The organism is Phreatobacter sp. (assembly GCF_030691135.1).
In the GTDB taxonomy this organism is placed as follows: domain Bacteria; phylum Pseudomonadota; class Alphaproteobacteria; order Rhizobiales; family Phreatobacteraceae; genus Phreatobacter.
Genome location: NZ_JAUYFA010000039.1, coordinates 114063 through 139460 on the forward strand (window position 1 = coordinate 114063; position 25398 = coordinate 139460).

The following is a 25398-nucleotide window of genomic DNA, read 5'->3' on the forward strand; positions in this document are numbered from 1 at the left end:
CCGGCCCGACAATAGACAGACCCAGAGCCGAAGCGGAACCTCATGGCACGCAGACCCCGTATCCTCGTCATCAACCCCAATTCCAACGAAGCCGTCACCGAGGGCCTGCGCCAGGCGGTGAAGCCTCTGACCTATGCCGACGGGCCGGAGATCGTCTGCGAGACGCTGGCGGAAGGGCCCTTCGGCGTCGAGACGCAGGAACATGTGGAGAGCGTCACCCTGCCGCTGCGGCGCAAGGTGGAAGCCACCAACGACGCCGACGCCTTCATCATCGCCTGCTATTCCGATCCGGGCCTCTTCGTCGCCCGTGAGGGCACCAGCCGCCCGGTCTTCGGCATCGCCGAATGCGGCGTGCTGACCGCCCTCGCCCGCGCCGACCGCTTCGGCGTCATCGCCATCAAGTCGCGCTCCATCCCCCGCCACATCCGCTATCTCCGGCAGATGGGGCTGATGGAGCGCCTCGCCGGCGAGCGGGCGCTGGAAATGTCGGTGGCCGAGACCGCTTCGGGCGACGGCACGCTGGCCCGCATGATCACCATCGGCCGGGAGCTGAAGGACCTCGACGGCGCCGGCGCCATCGTCATGGGCTGCGCCGGCATGGCGCGGCACCGGAAGCCGCTGGAGGACGCGCTGGGGATCCCGGTGATCGATCCCACCCAGGCCGCCGTCACCATGGCCATCGGCACGCTGGCGGTGGGGTGATCGGGGCGGCCTCGGGCGCGACGGCCGACCTCTCCCCGCCGGGGAGAGGTGAAGCGCGGGCCCCCGAGCGCCGCGACCCTGGTGCCGGTAGTCTCCCTCCTTATCCTTAGGTGCGCGTGAGCCGATGGCGAACGAGCCTCGAAGGACGCACTTGCCCTGATGCAGGGCAGAACGCCCAGCGCGTCTGACGGCGGCTATTGACGGCGGACTCCGCACACACGAGTCTGCCGTCATGCTGACCTACATCATCCGGCGCACCCTGCTCATGATCCCGACCATCCTCGGGATCATGCTGATCTCCTTCCTCGTGGTGCAGTTCGCGCCGGGCGGGCCGGTGGAGCGCGTCATCGCGCAGCTCACCGGCAACGACGTCTCGGCGACGCAGCGCGTCTCCGGCGGTGGCGCTGATGCCGCCCAGTCGACGGCGGCGGAAGCGGCCAACAGCGCCTACCGCGGCGCGCAGGGGCTCGACCCGCAGTTCATCGCCCAGTTGGAGAAGCAGTTCGGCTTCGACAAGCCCGCCCACGAGCGGTTCCTGCTGATGATCTGGAACTATGCCCGCTTCGATTTCGGCAAGAGCTATTTCCGCGACGTCTCGGTGCTGCAGCTCATCGGCGAGAAACTGCCGGTCTCCATCTCGCTCGGGCTCTGGCTGACGCTGCTGACCTATCTCGTCTCCATCCCCCTCGGCATCCACAAGGCGATGAAGGACGGCTCGCGCTTCGACGTCTGGACCTCGGCAATCATCATCGTCGGCTATGCGATCCCCGGCTTCCTCTTCGCCATCCTGCTCATCGTGCTCTTTGCCGGCGGCTCCTTCCTCGACTGGTTCCCGCTGCGCGGCCTGTGGTCGGACAACTGGGCGGAGCTGAGCCTCGGCCAGAAGATCCTCGACTATCTCTGGCACCTCGCCCTGCCGCTCACCGCCATGGCGCTCGGCGCCTTCGCCACCATGACGCTGCTGACGAAGAACTCGTTCCTCGACGAGATCCGCAAGCAATATGTCATGACCGCCCGCGCCAAGGGTCTGGATGAGGGCCAGGTGCTCTACGGCCACGTCTTCCGCAACGCCATGCTGATCGTCATCGCCGGCTTTCCCGGCGCCTTCGTCCACGCCTTCTTCACCGGATCGCTGCTGATCGAGACCATCTTCTCCCTCGACGGGCTCGGCCTCCTCGCCTTCGAGAGCGTGCTCAACCGCGACTATCCCGTCGTCTTCGCCACGCTGTTCATCTTCTCGCTCGTCGGGCTGGTGGTGAACCTCATCTCCGACCTCATGTACACCTGGGTCGATCCACGCATCGACTTCGAGGCGCGGGAGGTCTGAGCCATGAGCACCGCCGTCCTGCGGAACGCCGCCGCCGCGCCGCGCCCCTTCCTGTCGCCGCTCAACCAGCGCCGCCTCGCCAATTTCCGCGCCAATGGCCGCGGCCTTTGGAGCCTGCGGATTTTCATGGTCCTCTTCGTCGTGACGCTCTTCGCCGAGCTCATCGCCAATGACAGGCCGCTCTTCATCCGCCTCGAGGGGCAGAATTTCTTTCCCGCCCTGGTCAACTATTCGGAGAAGCAGCTCGGCGGCGAGTTCGAGACGCCGGCGGACTACAAGGACCCCTTCCTGCTCGACCATTTCGACGCCAAAGGGGCTTTCCTTGTCTGGCCGCTGATCCGGCACAACTACGCCTCCACCGTGAAGGACCCGGTGACGCCCTTCCCCTCGGCACCGACCTGGGCCCAGCGCGAGCGGCTGCCGGATTGCACCACCGCCACCGCGAGGCCGCGCGGCGAGCGGCCACAAGGGTCGAGCTATTGCGAGATCGGCAACTGGAACTGGCTCGGCACCGACGATCAGGGCCGCGACGTCCTCGCCCGCGTCATCTACGGCTTCCGCATCTCGGTGCTGTTCGGCCTCGCACTTTCCATCATCTCCTCGCTGGTCGGCATCGCCGCCGGCGCCGTCCAGGGCTATTTCGGCGGCTGGACGGACCTCCTGTTCCAGCGCTTCATCGAGATCTGGACCGCCATCCCCTCGCTCTATCTCCTGCTGATCATCTCGTCGGTGCTGGCGCCGAACTTCTTCGTGCTCCTCGGCATCCTGCTGCTCTTCTCCTGGGTGACGCTGGTCAGCGTCGTCAGGGCCGAATTCCTCCGCGCCCGCAACTTCGAGTATGTCACCGCCGCCCGGGCGCTCGGCATCGCCTCCTCCACCATCATGGTCCGCCACCTCCTGCCCAACGCCATGGTGGCGACCATCACCTTCATGCCCTTCGTCCTGTCGGGCAGCGTCATGACGCTGACCGCCCTCGACTTCCTCGGCTTCGGCCTTCCCGTGGGGTCGCCCTCGCTGGGAGAACTCCTGCAACAGGGCAAGTCCAACCTGCAGGCGCCCTGGCTGGCACTGACGGGCTTCTGCACCCTCGCCGTCATGCTCTCGCTGCTCATCTTCGTCGGCGAGGCGGTGCGCGACGCCTTCGACCCCCGCAAGACCTTCACGTGAGATCGTGATAGGGTCCGGGCATGAACGAGGTCGTCAGGAAGATCGTCTCGGTTGCCGACCTGCCGGAGCATCTGCGGGCGGGTCTCGACCCGGCACGCCCGGTCGAGATCGTGCAGGAAGTCGCCGCCGCGACGACCGCCTCACAGCGTCTGCGGGAGCGTATGGACAAGCTCGGATTCAAGCGCATCCGCTCGACCGAGGAAGCCGTGGAGCGCGTCCGTCGCATTCGGGACGGCGGGCCGATCTGACGTGACCCTGGCCTATCTCGACGCAAACTTTCTCATCCGCATCGTCGAAAGCCCCGGCCACACGCTGTCGGGGCATGAGCGCCTGTGGGACATGGCCGGGGCCGGCCGGATCTCTGTCGTCACAAGCTGGCTGACGCTCAGCGAGGTCCTCGTCGTACCGATGCGCGACAAAGAAGACGGGCTGGTCATGGCCTACCAGGACCTCTTCGCCGGCCAGATGGTGCCCATCACCCTGATCGACGTCAGCGTCGACGTTCTGACGTCCGCCGCGCGGCTGCGCGCCCGTTGGCCGGCCCTGAAGCTTCCCGATGCGGTGCATCTCGCCTCGGCGGAGAAGGCGGACTGCGATGTCTTCGTGTCGGGCGACCGCCGGTTGCGGATCGCCGACGCGCCATTCGTCATCGATCCGGACAACGACGTCGACGTCGACCGATACTTGACGGCCATCCCATGACCGCAGACACGCCCCTCCTCTCCGTCCAGGACCTCTCCGTCGCCTTCATCCAGGGCGGCAAGGCTTCGCTTGCCGTCGACCGCGTCTCCTTCGACGTCCATCGCGGCGAGACCGTCGCCATCGTCGGTGAATCGGGTTCCGGCAAGTCGGTCTCGGCCCTGTCGGTGATGAAGCTCCTGCCCTATCCGGCGGCCTCCCACCCCTCCGGACGCATCCTGTTCAAGGGCGAGGACCTGCTCGCCGCCGACGAGGCCGCCATGCGGCGGGTACGCGGCAACGCCGTCACCATCATCTTCCAGGAGCCGATGACCTCGCTCAATCCGCTGCACACCATCGGGCAGCAGGTGGCCGAGACGCTGATCCTGCACCGGGGCATGGCGACGGAAGCCGCGAGGACGCGCACCATCGAACTCCTGGAAAAGGTCGGCATTCCCGATCCCGCCGGCCGGCTCGACGCCTATCCGCACCAGCTCTCCGGTGGCCAGCGCCAGCGCGTGATGATCGCCATGGCGCTGGCCAACGAGCCCGACCTCCTGATCGCCGACGAGCCGACCACCGCCCTCGACGTCACGGTCCAGGCACAGATTCTCGCTCTCCTGAAGGATCTGCAGCGAGAGCTCGGCATGGCGATCCTCTTCATCACCCATGACCTCGGCATCGTGAAGCGGCTCGCCGACCGGGTCTGCGTCATGAAGAACGGCCGCATCGTCGAGCAGGGGCCCGTCGCCGACATCTTCGAGCGCCCCCAGGACCCCTACACCGCCGCGCTCATGGCGGCCGAGCCGCAGCGCCGCACCCGGACCACGCGCGCCGAGGCCGGCGCCATCATGCAGGCCGACGATCTCAGGGTCTGGTTTCCGGTCAAGCGCGGCCTGCTCCGCCGCACCGTCGGCCATATCAAGGCGGTGGACGGCATTTCCGTCACGGTGCGCGAAGGCCATACGCTCGGCATTGTCGGGGAATCGGGCTCTGGCAAGACGACGCTCGGCCTCGCCCTGCTGCGCCTCATCGCCTCCGAGGGGCCCATCGTCTTCATGGGCCGGCCGATCCAGGGCCTCGGCTTCAAGGCCATGCGGCCCAACCGGCGCTTCATGCAGGTGGTCTTCCAGGATCCCTATGGCTCGCTGTCGCCGCGCATGTCGGTGGCCGAGATCGTCGCCGAGGGGCTGGCCGTCCACCATGCCGGGCTGAGCGATGCCGCACGCGACGAGCGCGTCGTCGCGGCCCTCCGCGATGTCGGCATCGATCCCGAGACCCGCCACCGCTACCCGCACGAATTCTCCGGCGGCCAGCGCCAGCGCATCGCCATCGCCCGCGCCATGGTGCTGGAGCCGACCTTCGTCCTGCTCGACGAGCCGACCTCGGCCCTCGACCGGATCGTCCAGGCCCAGATCGTCGACCTGCTGCGCGACCTCCAGGCGAGGCGCAACCTCACCTATCTGTTCATTTCGCACGACCTGAAGGTGGTCTCGGCGCTGGCCGACGACATCATCGTCATGAAGGGCGGCAAGGTGGTGGAGAGCGGTCCCGCCGAGCGGGTTTTCAAGGCGCCGGAGAACGAATACACCAAGGCACTTTTCGCGGCCGCCTTCGATCTCGCGGCCTCAACGCATGAGAGACCGTCGACGTGAACACCTTCCTTCTTGGTTTGTCAGGCTGGGATCCGGAACCCTGGCGCACGCGTTTCCAGACTGTCCTGCCCGGCTGGAAGGTCGTGCTGCACAGCGAGCCCTTCGATCCCGCAGAGATCGCCTATGCCGCGGCCTGGAAGCAGCCTGAAGGCACCTTTGCCGGCCTGCCGAACCTCAAGGCGATCTTCTCGCTCGGCGCCGGCGTCGATCATCTGTTCAAGGACAAGCGCCTGCCGGCCGGCATTCCGATCGTCCGCGTCGTCGATCCGGACCTGACCACCCGCATGTCGGAATACATCGTCATGCACTGCCTGATGGCACTGCGCCGGGTGCGCGTCTATGACGGCTTCCAGATGCAGCGCTCATGGACCGATCTGCGCGACCAGCCGCAGGCGAGCGACATCCAGGTCGGCCTGCTCGGCATGGGCGTGCTCGGCCAGGACGCCGCCGGCAAGCTCAAGGCGATGGGCTTCCGGGTCGCCGGCTGGAGCCGGCGCGAGAAGTCCGTCGACGGCGTCGCCATGCATCACGGCGCATCGGGTCTGACAGCACTCGCCGCGAGCTCGGACATTCTGGTCGCGGTCATGCCACTGACCCCCGACACCGCCGGCATCCTCAATGCCGGCTTGTTCGCCCATCTGCCGAAAGCGGAGGCCCTCGGTGGCCCGGTGCTCATCAATGTCGGCCGCGGCGGGTTGCAGAACGAGGCGGACATCCTGTCGGCCCTCGACAGCGACAGGCTCGGCGCCGCCGTGCTCGACGTCTTCCAGGTGGAGCCGCTGCCGGCTGACAGCCCGTTCTGGCTGCATCCGAAAGTGACGGTGACGCCGCACAATTCGGCGATCTCCTCGCCGCCGGCGATCGCCGCCTATGTGGCCGGACAGATCAGAAGCGCCGAGCAGGGCGGCGCGCTCACCAATGTCGTGGACCCGTCACACAGCTATTGATGGGGCAAGACCTTCCCTTCGGTCATGTTTTTTCAGGCGCTTTGCTTGAGCAAATCGGGCTGCTTTCGCGTTGCTCTTAGCGCTTCCTTTACTACGGAACCCGACAGTGCTTCCGTCGCTGCACGAGCTGCCCGGAGAGCGTTTTGTTCAACAAGATTTCAGTCAACATGCTGCTGAAGACGGTTGTCACCGTCCTTGTGCTGGCCGTCGTGGCGCAACTGGCTATCGGCGCCTGGTCGTCCTGGACGAAGCTGCAGAGCGCCAGCCGGACCGCCGCTGTCTCTGAAGCGACCTCGCAGATGTTTACGGCGCTCCATAACCTTCGCGTCGATCGCGCGACAACGATCCGGCAGCTGAACGCGGACGCCGTCATCCAGAGCGTGCCGCCCGCCATCGCCCGGAACCGCGCGGCGGAAATCCCGGCGCTGAAGGCGGCGGTCGCCGTGATGAAGACCATCGAGTTTCCGGGGTCTGCAGCGACCATCGGCAGCCTTGAACGCGCTACTCAGCGCCTCGAAGCGATCCACGCCGAAAGCGCTGCCGCCTTTGCCCAGCCCAAGGCCAGCCGCAGGGCCAACATCGCGCAGGACTTTCACGCGATCGCCACCGAAACGCTCGACAGTCTGGAGCGGGCGTCAACCCAGCTGACACGGCTCATCAAGCTGGAGGATTCCTTCATCGACCAGCTCATGGAGATCAAGGAGCTGGCCTGGGTTGCCCGGGAAGCTGCCGGCGACATCTCGGTCTACATCTCCAACGCGCTTGCCGGTGTGGCGCTTCCCGCCGATCCGCTGGTTGGCTACGCAACCATGACCGCCCGCCTCGAGACGGCGTGGACCGCAATGGAGAAGCTGGCAGCCGGTCTGCCCATGCCTCCGGAATTCGCCGCAGCCGTGGCCAAGGCCAAGGCCGGCTTCCTGTCTCCCGACTACACCGCTCTGCGCATGACGACGCTGAAGCAGATCATCGCCAAGGAGACGCCGGCTCACACGACCTCGCAGTGGACGCCGATGTCGGTCGAGCGGCTCGCCGGTCTGCTCGGCGTTGCCGACGCAGCTCTCGACATTGCCGAGAAGCGTGCCGCAGAGCTGCGGTCAGATGCCAGCCGGTCGCTCTTGCTGCAGCTCAGCCTGCTCGGCGCTGCGGTCATCTTTGCCATCGGCACGATCATTCTCGTCTCGCGCCGCGTCACCGGCCCGCTCGGCGAGCTGCAGCAGGGCATGCTCCGCCTCGCCAAGGGCGACATGACCGTGGAGGCGATGTTCTCCGAACGCAAGGACGAGATCGGCGCACTCGGCAGCGCCATGAAGACCTTCAAGGACAACATGACCGAGGCCGAGCGCCTGCGTTCCGAACAGGGCGCCCTCGCCGCGCGCAGCGCCGCGGAGCGGCGGGAGGCCATGCTGCAGCTGGCCGACGCCTTCCAGGGCACGGTGGGCGGCATCGTCCAGACGGTCTCGCGCGCTTCCGCCGAACTGGAGGCCGCCGCCACCAGCCTGTCGAAGACGGCCGAGAACACCCAGGGCCTCGCCACCGTCGTCGCCTCGGCCTCGGACGAAGCTTCCGCCAACGTCCAGTCGGTGGCCGGAGCCGCCGAGGAAATGTCGAGTTCGGTCAGCGAGATCGGTCGTCAGGTCGAGGAATCGAGCCGCATGTCGGGCGAGGCCGTCAAGCAGGCGGAGAAGGCCGACCAGCGCATCGCCGAAATGTCGAAGGCGGCCGGGCGCATCGGCGATGTGGTCAAGCTGATCACCGCCATCGCCGAACAGACCAACCTGCTCGCCCTCAACGCGACGATCGAGGCGGCCCGCGCCGGCGAGGCCGGCAAGGGCTTCGCGGTCGTCGCCTCCGAGGTGAAGCAGCTCGCCACGCAGACGGCCAAGGCCACCGAGGAGATCGGTGCGCAGATCGCCATGATGCAGGCGGCGACGCAGGACTCGGTCACCGCGATCAAGGAGATCGGGTCGACCATCGACCATCTCGCCGGCATCGCCTCGGCCATCGCCGCCGCGGTGGAGGAACAGGGCGCGGCGACCCAGGAGATCTCGCGCAACGTCCAGGAGGCCGCGCAGGGCACCGCCGAGGTCGCCAGCAACATCGCCAGTGTCAACAGCGGCGCGGCCGAGACCGGCTCGGCCTCGACACAGGTGCTGAGCTCGGCCCGGTCGCTCTCCCGCGAGAGCGAAGTCCTGCAGCGGGAGGTGGCGCGCTTCATCGAGACAGTGAAGGCCGCCTGATCCCTGCCCGTCACGCAGGCTTGATTGTCCATGCGACGGCCGCTCCGTGATGGTGCGGCCGTTCGCATTCGAGAGATCCCGCCATGCGCATGACCCGCCGGTTCGCCGCCCTGTCCAGCCTCGCCGCCGTCGCCGGGCTCGCCGTCCCGCGCCCGCTCCGCGCCGAGGAGGGCTGGTATCCGCTGAAGGACGAGGCAGGCCGGCCCATCCAGAATTTCCGCGTCCCCATCGAGCTGCAGACCGAGATCATGGCGCTGGAGAACGCCGTCACCTTCGGCGCGCGCCAGGCCGACGTGACGATCATCGAGGTCTTCGATTCGAACTGCCCCTATTGCCGGGTCGCAGCAGGCGAGGTGAAGCAGATGATCGCGCGGGACCGCGAACTGGCCGTCACCATCATCAATGCGCCGAGCATTGGCCTGCCCTCGGTGCAGGCGGCGCGGGTGGAGTATGCCGTCAAGGTTCTCGGTGGCGTCGACAAGGCCCGCGCCTTCCACGAAGCCTCGATGAAGGCCCGCGGCCTCTTCGACGGACTTCGCGCCCTCAGGGTGGCCGCCGAGATCGGGCTTGATCGCAAGGCCGTCGAGGACCTCGCGGACCGGCCGGAATCGGGTCAGGTCGTCGCGCGGGCCGTGCGCCTCGCCAATGCCAGCAACCTCGCCGCGACCCCGTCCTGGCTCATTGCCGGGACCGCCGTGATCGGCTGGCCGGGGCGCCCGACGATGGAGGCTGTCGTCCGATCGGTGCGTGACTGTGACAAGCCGGTCTGCGCCTAGGCGAGAAGCCGCCTGACGCTGGTGACCTCGCCGTAGGACTTGTCGCGGATTCGGGCGATCGCGCCGCTGAGCGGCTCCGTCACCACCATCATGTGATGGCCGTTGGCGTGGAGCAGGGAGTCGGGACCGGCGACGATGCCCACATGCCCCTTCCAGAAGACGAGGTCACCCCGTCTGAGGGCGGTCACATCACCGTCGAAGGCAACGGTGTCGCCGACGGCCTTCTCCTGCATGTCGGTATCGCGCGGCACCGCGATGCCACAGGCCTCCAGCGCTGTCTGCACCAGGCCGGAGCAATCGATGCCGAGGCTGGTGCGGCCGGCCCACAGATAGGGCGTGCCGAGGTAGCTCTCGGCCACCGCGACGAAGTCGCTCGCGACCCGGTCGAGCGGTTCAACATGGGCCGCGATGACATGCGCCCCCGTGTCCGTCACCGCGAATTCGCTGGTCTCCCGCTCGATGGTCAGGCGGCTGTTGCGGTGGATCAGCCAGTTCGGCGGCAGCTTGATGCTCGGGCCGGGATAGAGATGGGTGCGGGCCACGGCGACCCGGTGCGTGGCCGGCGCCCGGCGCGGCCTGAAGGCCGGCGAGACGGCATAGCCGACATAGCCGTCGCGGGCCGACTGCACATAGGCGAAGCCGGCCTCGTCCTCATAGAGCACCGCCTCCTCGCCGTAGAGCAGCTCGCTGTCGCGGGCGGCATTGACGACGCGCGACGGCGCGAGCGGCACCACCGGCAGTTCGACGCGGACGGCACGGCCCTCGACGAAGCGTGCGCTGTCGACCCGGCCCTCCAGATGGGCGGCGGCGAGGTCGGCACGGGCCGGGGTCAGGCGGCGGTCGAGACCGGGAGGCAGGGCAAAGGTCATGGCGATCAGGCTAGCATGAGGGCGGTTAACGGCTCAGGGCGGCAGCAGGCCGGCATGTTCGGAGACGAGATCGCCCAGCCTTTCGACCGCGAGCGCGCCCTTCACCGTACGTTGGATGACCACGTCCCGCCGGTCGTTCTCGTCGCGGCGGCGCGAGACGAGCTCGAGCTTGCCCATACTGTCGAGGGCGCGGGTGATGACCGGCTTGGTGACGCCGAGCTTGCGGGCGAGATCGCGGACGTGATGGGGCGGCGGCTCGAGATAGATGGTGAGCAGGATGGCGAGCTGGCGCGAGGAGAGATCGGGTTCGCCGTCGCGCACCAGGGCCAGCGACACGTCGTGCATCAGCTTCATCGCCTGGGACGGGCGCAACGCGACGGCCATGGGATACGCTACCGGAAGACACTCGGGACAACTCGTTTCGGACCCGTAGTAAAAGGCCCCGCGGCCCACTGTGCAAGCGCCATCCGCCATGGCATGAGGCGAGAGTTAACCCGGAGCGCCCTGTGGTCGCCGACCTCGCCACGCTGACGACCATGGCCCTCGCCGCCTTCACCGCCGCCACCCTCCTGCCGGGAGGATCGGAAGCGGTCTTCGTCGCGCTCCTCGCCGCCGGCACGTCCAGCCCCTTCGCGCTGTTCCTCGTCGCGGCCATCGCCAATACGGCCGGCGGCATGACGAGCTGGTGGATCGGCACGCAGATCGCCCGCGGCGCCGACAGCGAGCGCGGCCATGCCTGGATGCGGCGGTTCCGGCTGCCGCCCGAAAGCTTCGCCCGCGCCACGCGGCTGTTCACCCGATACGGCTGGGCGACCCTGCTGCTGTGCTGGCTGCCGGTCATCGGCGACCCCATTACCCTCGTCGCCGGCATGGCGCGCTATCCCGCCCTGCCGACGGCGCTGATCACGGGCCTCGCCCGCACGTTGCGCTATGCCGCAGTCTGGGCGGCGGCGGCCGGGATCATCGCCTGGTGGAGCTGACCGGACGGCGCCCATCCGCGCCGCCGCCCCTGTACCTCACCGGTGAAATGCACTAATCACGGCGCATTCCCCGTGACTGCGAGAGGCTATCGCGATGCAGACCTACGACAGGCTCGTCACCGTCTTCGGCGGTTCGGGATTCGTCGGCCGACATGTCGTGCGTGCCCTCGCCAAACGCGGCTTCCGGATCCGCGTCGCTGTCCGCCGTCCCGATCTCGCCGGTCATCTGCAGCCGCTCGGCGCGGTGGGGCAGATCCATGCCGTGCAGGCCAACCTGCGCTATCCCGATTCGGTCCGCCAGGCGGTGATGGGCTCCGAGATCGTCATCAACTGCGTCGGCATCCTCTTCGAGACCGGCCGGCAGAAATTCGATTCCGTCCAGGCCCGCGGTGCCGCGACCGTCGCCAAGGCGGCGGCGGAGGCGGGCGCCCGCCTCATCCACCTCTCGGCCATCGGCGCCGATGCGGACAGCACCGCGCTCTATGCACGCACCAAGGCGGCCGGCGAGGCCGCCGTGCTGAGCGAAGTCCCCGACGCGGTGATCCTGCGGCCCTCCATCGTCTTCGGACCGGAGGATGATTTCTTCAACCGCTTCGCCGGCATGGCGCAGATGTCGCCGGTCCTGCCGCTGGTCGGTGGCGGCGAGACGCGGTTCCAGCCGGTCTTTGTCGGCGATGTGGCGCAGGCCGTGATGGCCGCCGTGGACGGCCAGACCAAGCCCGGCGCCGTCTATGAACTCGGCGGCCCCGCGGTGAAGAGCTTCCGCGACCTGCTGGAATTCGTGCTGGCGACGATCCAGCGCAAGCGCCTGCTGGTGTCGCTGCCCTTCGGCGTCGCCCGCCTGCAGGCCAAGATCCTGCAGCTTCTGCCCAAGCCGATGCTGACCGAGGATCAGGTCGAACTGCTGCGCGCCGACAATGTCGTGAGCGAGGCCGCCAAGGCCGAGGGGCGGACCCTCGAGGGGCTCGGCATCCAGCCCCAGTCGGTGGAGGCGGTCGTCCCCACCTATCTCTGGCGTTTCCGCCGGCAGGGCCAGTTCACCGAATCGACGCGCTGACCGCCCTCAGCGCATCAGGTAGAGCCCCACGAGCCCGGCCGAGCCGACCACGATCCGCCACACGGCAAAGAGCGTGAAGCCGTGGCGGCTGACATAGTCGAGCAGGAAGCGCACCACGAAGAGGCCGGAGATGAAGGCAGCGACGAAGCCGACGCCGATCGTCGTGACGTCGGAGAAGTCCAGGATCTTGTGGTTCTTGTAGAGGTCGTAGGCGAAGGCCCCCGCCATGGTCGGCATGGCGAGGAAGAACGAGAACTCGGCGGCGGCGCGCTTGGACGTGCCCATCAGCAGGGCCCCGACGATGGTGGCGCCCGACCGCGAGACGCCCGGAAAAAGCGCGGCGCACTGGCACAGGCCGATCTTCAGCGCCAGCCAGGGCGAGAAGCGGAAGGCATTGTCCTCGCGGACCTCGAGCTTCATCCGATCGACGACGAGCAGGACGATTCCGCCGAGGATCAGCGCCACGCAGACCAGATCGGGACGTTCGAAAATCGCCTTGATCTGGCCGTGCAGCAGCGCGCCGAGCGCCGCCGCCGGCAGGAAGGCGACGAGGACGGAGACGACGAAGCGCCGCGCCCAGGCATCGGTCGGCAGGCACAGGACGACGCCGAGCAGGCGGGAGAAATAGACCAGCAGGATGGCGAGGATCGCCCCGAGCTGGATCAGCACCTCGAAGGTCTTCCCCGTCGATTTGAAGCCGAGGAAATGGCCGATCAGGATCAGGTGTCCCGTCGACGAGACCGGAATGAACTCGGTCGCCCCCTCCACCACGCCGAGGACCAGCGCCTTGGCCAGATTGACGATGTCCATGTTGACCTCGGTCGCGTCGCAACAGCCGGAACGCCGGCTCTGCCCCTGTCATAGCCACGACTGTCTTCATGTCCGGTTAAGCATGCGCCTCCGTGAAAGTGCTGAGGTCCGCGCATCGCACGGCCTGTTCACCAAAGGTCAACCATGACGGATCGTGAAGGCCGATCGGCAAATCCTGCGGTTGTTTCCCTGCCGCCATGGCGCTATGCACCCGCCTCCACCCGCATTGTCATCGAAAAACCACATCGGGACCCTCGATTGCGGTCATTCAGGTCTGGGGCGCATGGGACTCACTCTCCACCATCGATTTTTCTGCCCGCATTCCCGCTTTGTGCGCCTCGTGCTTGCCGAACGTGGTCTCGAGGCGGAACTCGTCGAGGTGAAGCCGTGGGAGCGCCGGACCGAGTTCCTGCGGATCAATCCCGAGGGGACGACGCCGGTTCTGGAACTGTCGGAAGGCGTCGCCGTTCCCGGTCCCGAGGGCGTCGCCGGCTGGCTCGACGACACCGACACCCTGCCCGCCGATCGCCGCCTGATGCCCGAGGCCATCCTGCACCGCATCGAGGTGCGCCGCCTGATGCGCTGGTTCCACGGCAAGTTCTTCGAGGAAGTGTCGGGTCCTCTGGTGGAAGAGAAGATCGACAAGCGGTTCATCCCGGCCGAATACGGCGACGGCGCGCCCAACACGACGGCGCTGCGCGCCGCGCGCGCCAATATCCGCTATCATCTGGCCTATGTGGGGTGGCTGGCGGCGCGGAGCGACTGGCTCGCCGGCCCTCAGATGAGCTACGCCGATCTGGCGGCCGCCGCGCATCTGTCGGTGGTGGACTATCTGGGCGAGGTTTCGTGGAACGACGACGCGGCAGCGAGGGACTGGTATGCGCGGGTGAAATCGCGCCCGTCCTTCCGCACCCTGCTGAACGACCGCGTGGTCGGCATGCAGCCGAGCGCGAGCTACGCCGATCTCGACTTCTGAGCGACACTGTCGCGCTGCGTGCCGCCATCACCGCGCAGGCCCGCGCCGAAGGGTTCGATGCGATCGGCTTCACCCGCCCTGACGCCATTCCCGAGGCCGGCCAACGCCTCGCCGAGGCTATCGAGGCCGGTCATCACGGATCGATGCACTGGATGGCGGAGACCCTGGAACGGCGATCCCACCCCAATGCCATGTGGCCCGAGGGCCGTTCCCTCATCATGCTCGGCGTCAATTATGGGCCGGACGAAAACCCGCTCGACGGCCTGAGAGACCATGACCGCGGCCTGATCTCCGTCTATGCCCGCGGCGACGATTATCACGAGGTCATCAAGGCGCGGCTGAAGGCGCTGGCCCGCTGGCTGGTGGAGGAAACCGGGTGCGCGCTCAAGGTCTTCGTCGACACCGCCCCTTTGATGGAAAAACCGCTGGCGGCCGCCGCCGGCCTCGGCTGGCAGGGCAAGCACACCAACCTCGTCTCCCGCGACTTCGGCTCCTGGCTCTTCCTCGGCGCCATCATGACGACGCTGGAGATTCCCGCCGACGCTGCCGAGCGCGATCATTGCGGCTCGTGCCGCGCCTGCCTCGCCATCTGCCCGACCGACGCCTTTCCGCGTCCCTATGCCCTCGATGCGCGGCGCTGCATCAGCTACCTCACCATCGAGCACAAGGGCCCGATCCCGCACGAATTCCGCAAGCCCATGGGCAACCGCATCTATGGCTGCGACGATTGTCTCGCCGCCTGCCCCTGGAACAAGTTCGCCGAGACCGGGCGCAACCTGAAACTGGCGGCGCGCGAGCACCTGAAGCGCCCCGCCCTCGCCGATCTGGCGCGGCTCGACGACGCCGCTTTCCGCGTGCTCTTCGCCAAGAGCCCGGTGAAACGCATCGGCCGCGACCGCTTCGTCCGCAATGTGCTGATCGCCATCGGCAACAGCGACGACCCGACCCTCGTGCCGCCCGCCTTCGACCTCCTCGCCGATCCCGCCCCGGCCGTCCGCGGCGCGGCCGTCTGGGCTCTGCGGCAACTGGCGCCGGAACGCCTGCCCGCGCGGCCGCCGGCCAGCGAGGACGATCCCGACGTGCTCGCCGAGTGGGCACCCATCCCCTAAGCTCCTCCCCGATCGCCAACCGCAAGCTCATCCCATGACGCATCTCCTCGTTTTCGGCCTCGGCTATTCATCCCGCGCGGTGCTGCGCGCCACACCGGCCGCCACCACCCGGATCACCGCGACGGTCCGCTCGGCCGAACGGGCCGCCGCCCTGTCCTCGGCGCCCGTCGAGGGACGCGCCGTCACCATGCTGCCTTTCGACGGCACGGCCCTGTCGTCGGACCTCGCCGCGGCCATTGACACAGCCGACCACATCCTGGTCTCCGCCCCGCCGGACGAAGCCGGCGACCCCGTCCTCAGGGCCTGCGCCGTGGCTCTTGCGGCCCATCCGGCAAAGGCCATCGCCTATCTCTCCACCGTCGGCGTCTACGGTGACCATGCGGGCGGCTGGGTGGACGAGACCACCGAACCGCGACCGGCGAGCCCGCGCAGCTTTGAAAGACTGGAGGCGGAGCGCGCCTGGACAGCCTATGGCGCGGCGCATGGCGTACCGGTCGCCATCCTGCGCCTTTCCGGCATCTACGGGCCGGGGCAGAACGCTCTGGTCAATCTGGCGCGTGGCACGGCGCGGCGAATCATCAAGCCGGGCCAGGTCTTCAACCGCATTTACGTGGATGACATCGCCCAGGCGGTGCTGGCGAGCTTCGCCCGCCGTTACAACGGCATCGTCAATGTCACCGACGACGAGCCCTCGCCGCCCCAGGACGTCATCACCTATGCGGCGGAACTGATGGGCGTTCCGCCGCCGCCAGAGGTCCCCTTCGAGGAGAGCGGCCTCTCGCCCATGGGGCGGAGCTTCTATGGCGAGTGCAAAAGGGTCAGCAACATGAGGCTGAAAACTGAACTGTCCGTTAAGCTGTTGCATCCAAACTTCAAGGCGGCGCTCCGGGCATTGGCCGCCGGGGGCGACGGCAGGCGCTAGGGAGTTCCGCAGAGTCATCTTGATATTGCATTGCAGCATAGTCGTGACAGCATTGCTGCGACGCACAAATCACGGAACCATACCCCTCGTTCGTCAGCCGCACGCCTTCCCGACGGCCGGTGCCGCGGATGACGACCGTCACCCGAGCCTTAGGGGTATGTCATGATGATCGATATCGGCATTGCAGACTTGGCCATCATTCTCATCGGTCTCGGCGTTGGCGCGGCACTCGCGCTCTTCGTCATCGACACGGCCAAGCAGATGAATCTGCGCACCGACCCGTAAGATCCGGGCTCAGGACGCGTCGCCGGACACCAGAAGCCGGCCCGCAGGAACGTTCAGGGCGTTCCACAGCAACTGACCGGCCGCACGGATGACCGGCGCGAGCGTATAGGGGGCGTTGACGGTCACCAGACCGGCTCCCGACAGGCGCTGACCGTCAACGACGCGCCAGGTCGCCTCGATGGTGAGGCATTTCGGAATCGCGAGATCGGCGATCATCCGGTGGAAGCGCTTCACCTCAAGCGGATCCTTCACCGGGTACCAGAGCACGAAGACCCCCGTCGCGAAGCGGCGCACGCCGTTGGCCAGAGCCTCGGCGAGACGGTCATAATCGCCGCGTCTTTCGAAGGGAGGATCGATCAGGACGAGCCCGCGCTTCTCCTTCGGCGGCAGGAAGGCCTTGGGCGCCAGCCAGCCGTCGAGCGTGATGACCTTGGCGCGTTTCTCCGCATGGAAGAGCGATGCCAGCGTCCGGGAATCCTCCGGGTGGAGCTCGCAGAATGTCAACCCGTCGATCGGGCGGGTCATCAGCCGCGCGATCTCGGGACTGCCGGGATAATGCGTCAGCCGGCCGTCCGGATTGAGCCGCGCGACGACGTCGAGATAGGGATCGAGAAAGACCGCCAGCGGCTCCGGCAGATCCTTGCCCCACAGCCGGCCGATGCCCTCCACCCATTCACCCGTCCGCTCGGCGGGGTCGGAGGTCAGGTCATAGCGGCCGGTGCCGGCATGGGTGTCGACGACGCGGAGCGGCGTATCCTTCTGCATCATATGCGCGAGGATGAAGGCGAACACCGCGTGCTTGATGACGTCGGCCGGATTTCCCGCGTGGAAGGCGTGGCGATAGTTCATGCAGGAAGGCTGTGACCGGCATTACCGCCGAGGTCAACTTTTCATGCCCGGCAGGCGACGACCAGCCAGCCGGGAACCGGTTGTCCGGCCTCCCGGCGCGTCGTCGCCGGCTCGAAGACGACGGGGCGAAGGCCTCCGGCCGCCAGTGCCTCCTGCAGCACCGGTTCGGCATGGGCATAGCGGAGCCCGGCACCGAGGACGACGCCGTCGCCGTCATGGCTCTCGACGGTGAAGGCGCAGAGGCCGGCCTTCGACAGGACTCGGCCAGCCTCGGCGAGGATCGGCCCGAGATCGGCGCAGTAGATGAACACGTCGGCGGCCACCAGAAGGTCGGCGGAGGCATCGGGCAGAGCTGCCAGATGGGCCGCCAGGTCGCTGACGGCGAGGCGCTCATAGATCCCCTTGCGCCGGGCGATCTCGACCATCCGCCCCGAGAGGTCGACGCCGTCGATGGTGCCGGCGAAAGGCGCGAAGACCTCGCCTGCCAGCCCGGTGCCGCAGCCCAGATCGAGAACGCGGTCGAAGCGGAGGGGTTCTCCGGAGGCCGCGCGGGCGCGCGTCACCGCGTCGAGGAGGACTTCCGGACCGCGATAGGCCAGCCCCTCGCGCAGCGCCTGCTCGAAGCGCGGCGCGTAATCCTCGTAGAGAGCCGTCACATAGGCCGGCGTCATCGCCTCGGCGGCGCCGACTTCGCCGAGGCGGGCGAGCATCAGCTGCGCCCCGAACATGTCGGTCGGATCCCGGTCGAGCGCCTGGCGGAACGCCGTGGCGGCCGCGCCATGGTCGCCCCGCGCCATCTCGACCTCGCCGAGGGTGAACCATCCGGCGGCCCAGTGCGGCGCGATCTCCAGCGCCTGGACGAGGAGATCGGCGGCCGCTGTCAGGTCGCCATCGGCCTTGGCCGCCATGGCATAGTCGAAGCGGCGGTCGGCGAGAAGGTCGCCGGATGAGCGGAAGGCTTGCGGCCCCATCAGTCGTCGGCCGAAAGCCTGCCCGTCGGCCGGGTCAGGAAGGCGAAGTGGCCGCGGCTCTGCAGCCACCACAGGAGGACGAGGCTGGGGATGGCCGTCAGGCAGGACAGGACGAAGAACCAGAACCAGCCGGTCTCCGCGGCGACAAAGCCGGCGGGTGCGGAGATATAGGTCCGCCCGACGGCCGACAGCGCCGACAAGAGCGCATATTGCGTCGCCGTGTGCAGCGGTGACTGGCAGAGCGACGAGAGGTAGGCGACGAAGATCACCGTGCCGATGGCACCGGTGAAATTCTCGGCGACGATGACGAAGGCGAGCATGGCATAGCTGGCGGGCATCACCGCCTGCAGGGCGAAGACGAGGTTGGATCCCATCTGCAGGAAGGCGGCGAGCCACAGGCAGGTCCGCAGGTCGAGGCCGCGGGCGACGAAGCCGCCGGCGAACCCGCCGGCCAGCGTCGCCGCCAGGCCGAGGCCCTTGACGATCGCCGCATATTCCTCGCGCGAGTAGCCCATGCCGCGGATGACGAAGGGTCCGGTCATCGCCCCGACGAAGGCGTCGCAGAGCTTGAACAGGATGACGAAGGCGAGGATGGCGAGGGCCGCATCGCGGGTCAGGAACTCGGAGAAGGCGCCGATCGCCGCCTTCCAGACCCGCGCCAGCTGGTTCTCGCCGGCAAGGCCCCTGGCCGCTTCCGCCGAACGACCCGGCTCGCGTGCCACCAGCGTCGTCACCATGCCGACGACGACGAAGCCCGCCATCACCACATAGCCGAAGGTCCAGGCGGAGGCCTTGTCGAAGCCCTGGACCTTCTCGAAATAGGAGACGATGAAGAGGGCTCCGGCGGTGGAGACGAGCATCCCGATGCGATAGGCCGCGACATAGGCGCCGACGCCGGCGGCCTGTTCCGATACGTCGAGCTTCTCGACCCGGTAGGTGTCGATGACGATGTCCTGCGTCGCCGAGGCAAGCGCCACCAGCACCGCCCCCAGCGCGATCATGAAGGGCGAGACGTCAGGGTTCTGGAAGCCGAGGAAGACGATCGCCGCCATCAGCATGATCTGGCTGAAGATCAGCCAGCCGCGGCGGCGGCCGAACAGACGGCAGAGGACGGGAATGTCGAGGGCATCGACCACCGGCGCCCACAGGAACTTGATCGTGTAGGGCGTGCCGACGAGGGCGAAGAGGCCGATGGTCGACAGATTGACCGAGCTTTCCGCCATCCAGACCAGCAGGGTCGACCCGGACAGGGCCAGCGGCAGGCCGGCCGAAAAGCCGAGGAACAGGACGACCAGCACGTCGCGCCGGAAATAGACCGCCGCCGCCTCGCCCCAGCTGCGCCGCGCCGGAGCCTCCGGCTCGACGGCGACCTGACCCGTGCTCATGTCGTCCTCCGCGCTGACCGTCCTCGCGCAGGTGACGCGATCATGGTTAACGAAAGCTCAACGCGGCCGCGCACCTCACTTGATATAGCGCGCCAGCGGCGGTGTCAGGCGCTCGATCACCAGGCGGATCAGCACCGGCAGGAACAGGCCCACGAGCGTCAGCACGACGACATAGACATAGAAGGCGTTGCCGTCCCATTTGACCACGAGGAAGCCGAAGCCCTTCACCAGGCCGATGCAGATCGTGTTGAAGAGATAGATGGCCATGGTATAGCGGCCGAAGAACAGAAAGACCGGATCGTTCGCGGCCGCCAGCCGTGTCGCGGCGAAATGCAGCGCCGGGATCGCGGCGAGCGCCACGGCGAGGCCGATCAGCGGGTTCGCCAGCCACTGGGCGGCGGTCAGCAGGGCGGCGAAGAGCGCGACCGCGAGCCAGCCCCGCCGCTCCAGAAGCTCCGCCATGAGGCCGCGCCGCTGCCCCAGCCAGACGCCGATGAAGAAGAAGGCGGCGTGGCGCAGCACGCGGTCGGCATAGAGGAGGCTCTCGACCTCGATCTGCGTCAGGACCAGGCCGAGCCCGATGAGGGCGGGCAACATGCGCGGGAACGGTACGACGACGAAGCGGAAGACCAGCGCATAGACGAAGGCCGCGTAGAGATACCAGACGGAGGTCGCGGGGCTGCGGCTCGTATGGACGAAGAGACCGTCGAGATAGGCGAGCAGGCCGTCCTGCGTGTTGTCGACGTGGACGATCTGGGAAAAGACCATCTTGCCGGCGATGATGATCAGCCCGAAGGCGAAAAAGGGCAGCAGCAGCCGGTCCGCCCGCCGCGCGATGAAACGCACCGCGCCCTCGGTGCGGTCGCTGCCGGCATAGCCAAGCACGTAGCCGCTCAGATACATGAAGAACGGCATGTGGAAGAGATAGATCGCCGTCTTGAGATGCTGATACCAGTCGTGGCCGGCGGGGACCTGCTGGGACACGACGTGCCCGACCACCACCAGGACGATGCCGATACCCTTCGCGGTGTCGATGTCGAGCAGGCGCGCACGGGACCCGGCCGCCGGTGCGACGATTGCGGCGGGATGGCGCTCCTCGGCAGTGATGGCTGGCGGACTCATGGCGAAACCCCGCGCGCGGCCGGCGCCGCGTTCTGGGCGTCGAGACTAGCCCGGCAACCCTTCACAAAGCCTAAGCCGACCATCGAGGCGGGCACCGCGCCCCTGCTGCAATCGCAGGCAATGATACCTGCCTAAAAACAAGGCGTATTGCATGGCGGGCCATGCAGCCGCGGTGCGCGCCCCTTGCCGCAACGACAGGACAAAAGATGATTCAAAAACAGAGTCAAAGGATTGGCCGACAAATCCCGCGCTGGCACGCCCGTTGCGAAGAGACATCGGCCATCGGGCAATGGTCTGGCTGCCGTAGCCCGGGGCGGAACCAGTAACGGGAACTCTCCATGTTGAACCTCAAATCAAAAGTGCTCGGCCTCGTCGCCGGCGCCGCCATGGCAGCCGGCGTCCTCGCCGCGCCGGCCAAGGCGCAGGAGCCGATCAAGATCGGTATCCTGCATTCGCTGTCGGGCACGATGGCCATCAGCGAGACCACGCTGAAGGACGTCATGCTCATGCTCATCGAAGAGCAGAACAAGCGCGGCGGCGTGCTCGGCAGGAAGCTCGAACCCGTCGTCGTCGATCCCGCCTCGAACTGGCCGCTCTTCGCCGAGAAGGCCCGTGAGCTCATCACCCAGGCCAAGGTGGCCGTGACCTTCGGCTGCTGGACCTCGGTGTCCCGCAAGTCGGTTCTACCGGTCTTCGAGGAACTGAACTCGATCCTGTTCTATCCCGTGCAGTACGAGGGCGAGGAATCCTCGCCGAACATCTTCTACACCGGCGCCGCCCCGAACCAGCAGGCGATCCCGGCGATCGACTATCTCCTGGCCGAGGGCGTGAAGCGCTTCGTGCTGGAAGGCACCGACTACGTCTATCCGCGCACCACCAACCGCATCCTTGAGGCCTACCTTCTCTCCAAGGGCATCAAGGCGGAGGACATCTCCACCAACTACACCCCGTTCGGCCATTCCGACTGGCAGACGCGCGTCGCGGCCATCAAGCGCTTCGGCTCGACCGGCGTGAAGACCGCGGTCGTCTCCACGGTCAACGGCGACGCCAATGTCCCCTTTTACAAGGAGCTCGGCAACCAGGGCGTCAAGGCGACCGACATTCCCGTCGTCGCCTTCTCGGTCGGTGAAGAGGAACTGGCCGGCATCGACACCAAGCCGCTGGTCGGCCACCTCGCCGCCTGGAACTACTTCCAGTCGGTCGACACCCCCGCCAACCGCGATTTCATCGCCCGCTGGCGCGCCTTCAAGAAGAACGAGCGGGCCGTCACCAACGATCCGATGGAGGCCCATGTCATCGGCTTCGCCATGTGGGTGAAGGCGGTCGAGGCCGCCGGCACCACCGACGCGACCGCCGTGCGCCGCGCCATGATCGGCATCGCCGTGCCGAACCTGACCGGCGGCATCTCGACCATGATGCCGAACCATCACATCACCAAGCCGGTGCTGATCGGCGAGATCCAGGAGAATGGCCAGATCCAGACGGTCTGGCAGACTCCCGGCACCGTGGTGGCCCAGGAATGGTCGCCGCATCTGGAAGGCTCGCGCGACCTGATCGCCGACCACCGTCCGCCGATGAACTGCGGCAACTTCAACGTCCGCACCGGACGCTGCGGCGGCGCCCCGCGCTGAGCCCGGCCCGACGACAGGGGGGGGGCGCACCGGTAGCGGCGCGTCCCCTCGTCCCCCGCAGTGCTTCGCAACGAGGGCCGAGCTTGAACGCGTCAACACGATACGGTCCCGGTATCATCTCCGGGAGATTGCGCCCCCGCCCCTATCACTCCGCTCTGCGGGGGGAGAGGATTGGATATGTCGGCGCACTGTCCTCTTGCCTTTTCGCCGCCCTCGTCTCGTTCTTCCTGATCCTCGCCGGTCCCGCGCGGGCGCAGGACAACGCCGCCCTCGTCCAGCGCTTCGCCACCGAGAGCTTCAACGACATCGTCGGCGCCGTGAACGGCCTCGCCACCTCCGGCTCGCCGCGGGCCGCCCCGGTGATCGAGGCGCTGCGCGACGGCCGCCTCGTCTATCGCGCGAGCGACCGCGCGGTCTTCATCCGCCGCCCCGACAATTCCTTCGTCAACGCCCTCACAGGCGATCCGGCAGCCGACATCGGCACCACCCGCCCCGTGCGCCTCAACAACAATGTCCGCCGCGCCATCGACGCGGCCGTCGGCGCGCTGTCCCTGCTCCATCCCGACCCGGCCCGCCGCATCAGCGCCGCCGAGGCCGTGTTCAAGTCGCGCGACGGCACGGCACTGGCAGCCCTGGAGGCGGCGATCGGCCAGGAGCGCGACGCCCGCATCAAGACGCTGATGGAAGAGGCGCGCGCCGCCGTCGTCGTCGCCAACCCGCAGGCCTCCGAGGCCGACCGTATCGCCGCCATCGGCATCATCCAGCGCCGCGGCGATCAGGATGCGCTCGCCATGCTCGGCTCGCTGCCGGCGACGACGCCGCCGCTGGTGCGCGAGGCGGCGGAGAGCGCGGCCGTCGGCATCCGCCGCACCCTCGCGGTCTGGGAGGCCGGCCAGAACGTCTGGCACGGCATTTCACTCGGCTCGGTGCTGCTGCTCGCCGCCATCGGCCTCGCCATCACCTTCGGCGTGATGGGCGTGATCAACATGGCCCATGGCGAAATGGTGATGATCGGCGCCTATACGACCTTCGTGGTGCAGCAGGTCATCCGTACCTTCGCCCCAGGCCTGATGGACGCCTCGCTCTTCATCGCCCTGCCCATGGCCTTCCTCGTCGCGGGCGCCATCGGCGTCGCCATCGAGCGCCTCATCATCCGCCATCTCTACGGCCGGGCGCTGGAGACGCTGCTCGCCACCTGGGGCGTCAGCCTCGTGCTGCAGCAGGCGGTGCGCTCCTGGTTCGGCCCCACCAACCGCGAGGTCACGACGCCCTCCTGGATGTCCGGTTCCATCGAGATCGGCCATCTCGCCATCACCGCCAACCGGCTTGCCATCATCGTCTTCGCCGCCATCGTCTTCGCCGCCCTGCTCGTGTTCCTCAAACGCACCCCATTCGGCCTGCAGACGCGGGCGGTGACGCAGAACCGGCGGATGGCGGGCGCCATGGGCATCCGCACCAACTGGGTCGACGCCTTCACCTTCGGGCTCGGTTCGGGCATCGCGGGGCTCGCCGGCGTCGCCCTCAGCCAGATCGACAACGTCTCGCCCAATCTCGGCCAGGCCTACATCATCGACAGCTTCATGGTCGTGGTCTTCGGCGGTGTCGGCAACCTCTGGGGAACACTGGTCGCCGCCATGACTCTCGGCATCGCCAACAAGCTCCTCGAACCCTATGCAGGCGCGGTGCTGGGCAAGATCCTGCTCCTCGTCTTCATCATCCTGTTCATCCAGAAGCGTCCCAGGGGCCTCTTCGCCCTCAAGGGCCGGGCGGTGGAATGATGCTCACGCGGTTCCTCTTCGAAAAGATCGACCGTGCCGGCTGGGTCTTTCTCGTGCTTCTCGGCATCGCCGCTGTCCTCGTTCCCGTGCTGAACCTCGCGGTGCCTCCCGGATCGATGTTCCACGTGTCGAACACGGCCGTCGGCCTCTGGGGCAAGTACATGACCTATGCCCTGCTCGCCATCGCGGTCGATCTGGTCTGGGGCTATTGCGGCATTCTGTCCCTCGGCCACGGCGCCTTCTTCGCCCTCGGCGGCTATGCCATGGGCATGTATCTGATGCTGCAGATCGGCCCGCGCGGCGTCTATGCCCATCCGACCCTGCCGGATTTCATGGTCTTCCTGAACTGGCAGGAACTGCCCGTCGCCTGGTGGGGATTCTCGTTCTTCCCCTATGCCATGGTGATGGTGGCCCTGGTGCCGGGCCTCCTCGCCTTCGTCTTCGGCTGGTTCGCCTTCCGCTCCCGCGTCACCGGCGTCTATCTGTCGATCATCACCCAAGCCCTCACCTATGCGCTGATGTTGGCCTTCTTCCGCAACGACATGGGCTTCGGCGGCAATAACGGCCTCACCGACTTCAAGGACATCCTCGGCTTCAACATCCAGAGCCAGACGACCCGGGCGGTGCTCTTCTCGCTATCGGTGCTGGCGCTGATGGCCGGCTACCTCGTCGCCCGCGCCATCGTCACCTCGAAGGCCGGCAAGATCATCATCGCCATCCGCGACGCCGAGCCGCGCACCCGCTTCCTCGGCTACCGGGTGGAGAACTTCAAGCTCTTCGTCTGGACGGTCTCGGCGGTCATGGCCGGCATCGCCGGCGCGCTCTACGTGCCGCAGGTCGGCATCATCAATCCGAGCGAGTTCTCGCCCGCCAATTCGATCGAGGCCATCGTCTGGGTCGCCGTCGGCGGCCGCGGCACGCTCGTCGGCGCGGCCCTCGGCGCCGGCCTCGTCAACTTCGCCAAGAGCTGGTTCACCGGCGCCTTCCCGCAGGGCTGGCTCTTCGCCCTCGGCGGCCTGTTCATCTTCGTCACGCTGTTCCTGCCGAAGGGCATTCTCGGCACCTTCACCGACTGGTGGCGCTCCCGGCAGCGCAAGCCAGAACCGCCGGCAGCCACATCAGCCAGCCAGCCGGCCGCATGAGGATGGGCCCATGCTGATCGACC

Annotated in this window: 25 protein-coding genes; 18 read left to right on the top strand and 7 right to left on the bottom strand. The window is 67.5% G+C overall.

The features are described from left to right. Positions 1–42: 42 nt before the first annotated feature. From Q8O26_RS07035 to Q8O26_RS07075, 9 genes are all read left to right on the top strand, one after another. Positions 43–702, top strand: a complete 660-nt coding sequence (locus tag Q8O26_RS07035; RefSeq protein WP_305574787.1) for an aspartate/glutamate racemase family protein — start codon at positions 43–45, stop codon at positions 700–702. 232 nt (positions 703–934) lie between these two features. Further along, positions 935–2029 carry a microcin C ABC transporter permease YejB gene (locus tag Q8O26_RS07040; protein ID WP_305574788.1) on the top strand — a complete coding sequence of 365 codons (1095 nt, stop codon included), beginning with the start codon at positions 935–937 and terminating at the stop codon, positions 2027–2029. A 3-nt stretch (positions 2030–2032) separates the two neighbouring features. Next, positions 2033–3196: an ABC transporter permease gene (locus tag Q8O26_RS07045; protein WP_305574789.1), complete on the top strand. Its 1164-nt coding sequence runs from the start codon at positions 2033–2035 to the stop codon at positions 3194–3196. A gap of 20 nt (positions 3197–3216) precedes the next feature. Then, positions 3217–3444 (top strand): hypothetical protein, encoded by a 228-nt coding sequence (locus Q8O26_RS07050; protein WP_305574790.1) that lies wholly within the window; start codon positions 3217–3219, stop codon positions 3442–3444. A 1-nt stretch (position 3445) separates the two neighbouring features. Beyond that, a complete protein-coding gene (locus Q8O26_RS07055; RefSeq protein ID WP_305574791.1) occupies positions 3446–3898 on the top strand; it encodes a PIN domain-containing protein in 453 nt (150 codons plus the stop codon). Next, positions 3895–5529, top strand: coding sequence for an ABC transporter ATP-binding protein (locus tag Q8O26_RS07060; protein WP_305574792.1), 1635 nt, complete (start codon positions 3895–3897; stop codon positions 5527–5529). The genes Q8O26_RS07055 and Q8O26_RS07060 overlap by 4 nt, the downstream gene beginning before the upstream one ends. Beyond that, entirely contained in the window at positions 5526–6476 is a 951-nt protein-coding gene (locus tag Q8O26_RS07065; RefSeq protein WP_305574793.1) for a glyoxylate/hydroxypyruvate reductase A, read from the top strand. Before Q8O26_RS07060 ends, Q8O26_RS07065 begins: the two co-directional genes overlap by 4 nt. 143 nt (positions 6477–6619) lie before the next feature. Next, positions 6620–8713 carry a methyl-accepting chemotaxis protein gene (locus Q8O26_RS07070; RefSeq protein ID WP_305574794.1) on the top strand — a complete coding sequence of 698 codons (2094 nt, stop codon included), beginning with the start codon at positions 6620–6622 and terminating at the stop codon, positions 8711–8713. Positions 8714–8796: 83 nt separating this feature from the next. After that, on the top strand, positions 8797–9489 hold the full coding sequence (locus tag Q8O26_RS07075) for a DsbA family protein (RefSeq protein ID WP_305574795.1): 693 nt from the start codon (positions 8797–8799) through the stop codon (positions 9487–9489). Here the strand turns inward: Q8O26_RS07075 and Q8O26_RS07080 are convergent. Further along, complete coding sequence (locus Q8O26_RS07080) at positions 9486–10358, bottom strand: C40 family peptidase (RefSeq protein WP_305574796.1); 873 nt, start codon at positions 10356–10358, stop codon at positions 9486–9488. The two genes, Q8O26_RS07075 and Q8O26_RS07080, sit on opposite strands and share 4 nt — an antisense overlap. A gap of 33 nt (positions 10359–10391) precedes the next feature. After that, the gene (locus tag Q8O26_RS07085) at positions 10392–10742 is read right to left on the bottom strand and encodes a MarR family winged helix-turn-helix transcriptional regulator (protein WP_305574797.1); all 351 of its coding nucleotides are present in this window, start codon (positions 10740–10742) and stop codon (positions 10392–10394) included. 122 nt (positions 10743–10864) lie between these two features. On the opposite strand from Q8O26_RS07085, the gene Q8O26_RS07090 reads away from it, so the two are divergent. Together Q8O26_RS07090 and Q8O26_RS07095 are read left to right on the top strand one after the other, a co-directional pair. Beyond that, positions 10865–11338 carry a YqaA family protein gene (locus Q8O26_RS07090; RefSeq protein ID WP_305574798.1) on the top strand — a complete coding sequence of 158 codons (474 nt, stop codon included), beginning with the start codon at positions 10865–10867 and terminating at the stop codon, positions 11336–11338. 94 nt (positions 11339–11432) lie between these two features. Next, positions 11433–12395, top strand: coding sequence for a complex I NDUFA9 subunit family protein (locus Q8O26_RS07095; protein WP_305574799.1), 963 nt, complete (start codon positions 11433–11435; stop codon positions 12393–12395). Between the two features lie 6 nt (positions 12396–12401). Here Q8O26_RS07095 and Q8O26_RS07100 read toward each other — a convergent pair whose 3' ends face one another. Further along, a complete protein-coding gene (locus tag Q8O26_RS07100) occupies positions 12402–13205 on the bottom strand; it encodes an undecaprenyl-diphosphate phosphatase (protein ID WP_305574800.1) in 804 nt (267 codons plus the stop codon). A gap of 283 nt (positions 13206–13488) precedes the next feature. Between Q8O26_RS07100 and Q8O26_RS07105 the strand changes: the two genes are divergently transcribed. The 4 genes from Q8O26_RS07105 to Q8O26_RS07120 all read left to right on the top strand — a co-directional run bounded on the left by Q8O26_RS07105 (position 13489) and on the right by Q8O26_RS07120 (position 16497). Continuing rightward, on the top strand, positions 13489–14181 hold the full coding sequence (locus Q8O26_RS07105; RefSeq protein WP_305574801.1) for a glutathione S-transferase family protein: 693 nt from the start codon (positions 13489–13491) through the stop codon (positions 14179–14181). After that, positions 14178–15290 carry a tRNA epoxyqueuosine(34) reductase QueG gene (gene queG / locus Q8O26_RS07110; RefSeq protein ID WP_371134480.1) on the top strand — a complete coding sequence of 371 codons (1113 nt, stop codon included), beginning with the start codon at positions 14178–14180 and terminating at the stop codon, positions 15288–15290. Before Q8O26_RS07105 ends, queG begins: the two co-directional genes overlap by 4 nt. Before the next feature lie 34 nt (positions 15291–15324). Beyond that, on the top strand, positions 15325–16212 hold the full coding sequence (locus tag Q8O26_RS07115) for an SDR family oxidoreductase (RefSeq protein WP_305574802.1): 888 nt from the start codon (positions 15325–15327) through the stop codon (positions 16210–16212). A 162-nt stretch (positions 16213–16374) separates the two neighbouring features. Further along, positions 16375–16497 (top strand): hypothetical protein, encoded by a 123-nt coding sequence (locus Q8O26_RS07120; RefSeq protein WP_305574803.1) that lies wholly within the window; start codon positions 16375–16377, stop codon positions 16495–16497. A 9-nt stretch (positions 16498–16506) separates the two neighbouring features. On the opposite strand, the gene Q8O26_RS07125 is transcribed toward Q8O26_RS07120, so the two are convergent. The 4 genes from Q8O26_RS07125 to Q8O26_RS07140 all read right to left on the bottom strand — a co-directional run bounded on the left by Q8O26_RS07125 (position 16507) and on the right by Q8O26_RS07140 (position 20824). After that, a complete protein-coding gene (locus Q8O26_RS07125) occupies positions 16507–17346 on the bottom strand; it encodes a 23S rRNA (adenine(2030)-N(6))-methyltransferase RlmJ (protein ID WP_305574804.1) in 840 nt (279 codons plus the stop codon). A gap of 41 nt (positions 17347–17387) precedes the next feature. After that, complete coding sequence (locus Q8O26_RS07130) at positions 17388–18317, bottom strand: class I SAM-dependent methyltransferase (RefSeq protein WP_305574805.1); 930 nt, start codon at positions 18315–18317, stop codon at positions 17388–17390. Then, positions 18317–19702, bottom strand: coding sequence for an MFS transporter (locus Q8O26_RS07135; RefSeq protein WP_305574806.1), 1386 nt, complete (start codon positions 19700–19702; stop codon positions 18317–18319). Before Q8O26_RS07135 ends, Q8O26_RS07130 begins: the two co-directional genes overlap by 1 nt. Positions 19703–19777: 75 nt before the next feature. After that, positions 19778–20824: an acyltransferase family protein gene (locus tag Q8O26_RS07140; protein ID WP_305574807.1), complete on the bottom strand. Its 1047-nt coding sequence runs from the start codon at positions 20822–20824 to the stop codon at positions 19778–19780. 386 nt (positions 20825–21210) lie between these two features. Here Q8O26_RS07140 and urtA point away from each other — a divergent pair, with 386 nt between their 5' ends. The 3 genes from urtA (at position 21211) to urtC (ending at position 25375) form a co-directional block, all read left to right on the top strand. Beyond that, a complete protein-coding gene (gene urtA / locus Q8O26_RS07145) occupies positions 21211–22455 on the top strand; it encodes an urea ABC transporter substrate-binding protein (protein ID WP_305574845.1) in 1245 nt (414 codons plus the stop codon). Positions 22456–22643: 188 nt separating this feature from the next. Then, positions 22644–24233, top strand: a complete 1590-nt coding sequence (urtB, locus tag Q8O26_RS07150) for an urea ABC transporter permease subunit UrtB (protein ID WP_371134481.1) — start codon at positions 22644–22646, stop codon at positions 24231–24233. Next, positions 24233–25375, top strand: a complete 1143-nt coding sequence (urtC, locus tag Q8O26_RS07155) for an urea ABC transporter permease subunit UrtC (RefSeq protein WP_305574808.1) — start codon at positions 24233–24235, stop codon at positions 25373–25375. Before urtB ends, urtC begins: the two co-directional genes overlap by 1 nt. Positions 25376–25398 lie beyond the last annotated feature (23 nt).

Coding starts and splice junctions, on each gene's coding strand:
- Q8O26_RS07035 (WP_305574787.1), top strand. CDS start 43: ATGGCACGCAGACCCCGTATCCTCGTCATCAACCCCAATTCCAACGAA.
- Q8O26_RS07040 (WP_305574788.1), top strand. CDS start 935: ATGCTGACCTACATCATCCGGCGCACCCTGCTCATGATCCCGACCATC.
- Q8O26_RS07045 (WP_305574789.1), top strand. CDS start 2,033: ATGAGCACCGCCGTCCTGCGGAACGCCGCCGCCGCGCCGCGCCCCTTC.
- Q8O26_RS07050 (WP_305574790.1), top strand. CDS start 3,217: ATGAACGAGGTCGTCAGGAAGATCGTCTCGGTTGCCGACCTGCCGGAG.
- Q8O26_RS07060 (WP_305574792.1), top strand. CDS start 3,895: ATGACCGCAGACACGCCCCTCCTCTCCGTCCAGGACCTCTCCGTCGCC.
- Q8O26_RS07075 (WP_305574795.1), top strand. CDS start 8,797: ATGCGCATGACCCGCCGGTTCGCCGCCCTGTCCAGCCTCGCCGCCGTC.
- Q8O26_RS07080 (WP_305574796.1), bottom strand. CDS start 10,358: ATGACCTTTGCCCTGCCTCCCGGTCTCGACCGCCGCCTGACCCCGGCC.
- Q8O26_RS07085 (WP_305574797.1), bottom strand. CDS start 10,742: ATGGCCGTCGCGTTGCGCCCGTCCCAGGCGATGAAGCTGATGCACGAC.
- Q8O26_RS07095 (WP_305574799.1), top strand. CDS start 11,433: ATGCAGACCTACGACAGGCTCGTCACCGTCTTCGGCGGTTCGGGATTC.
- Q8O26_RS07100 (WP_305574800.1), bottom strand. CDS start 13,205: ATGGACATCGTCAATCTGGCCAAGGCGCTGGTCCTCGGCGTGGTGGAG.
- Q8O26_RS07105 (WP_305574801.1), top strand. CDS start 13,489: ATGGGACTCACTCTCCACCATCGATTTTTCTGCCCGCATTCCCGCTTT.
- Q8O26_RS07115 (WP_305574802.1), top strand. CDS start 15,325: ATGACGCATCTCCTCGTTTTCGGCCTCGGCTATTCATCCCGCGCGGTG.
- Q8O26_RS07120 (WP_305574803.1), top strand. CDS start 16,375: ATGATGATCGATATCGGCATTGCAGACTTGGCCATCATTCTCATCGGT.
- Q8O26_RS07125 (WP_305574804.1), bottom strand. CDS start 17,346: ATGAACTATCGCCACGCCTTCCACGCGGGAAATCCGGCCGACGTCATC.
- Q8O26_RS07130 (WP_305574805.1), bottom strand. CDS start 18,317: ATGGGGCCGCAAGCCTTCCGCTCATCCGGCGACCTTCTCGCCGACCGC.
- Q8O26_RS07135 (WP_305574806.1), bottom strand. CDS start 19,702: ATGAGCACGGGTCAGGTCGCCGTCGAGCCGGAGGCTCCGGCGCGGCGC.
- Q8O26_RS07140 (WP_305574807.1), bottom strand. CDS start 20,824: ATGAGTCCGCCAGCCATCACTGCCGAGGAGCGCCATCCCGCCGCAATC.
- urtA (WP_305574845.1), top strand. CDS start 21,211: ATGGCAGCCGGCGTCCTCGCCGCGCCGGCCAAGGCGCAGGAGCCGATC.
- urtC (WP_305574808.1), top strand. CDS start 24,233: ATGCTCACGCGGTTCCTCTTCGAAAAGATCGACCGTGCCGGCTGGGTC.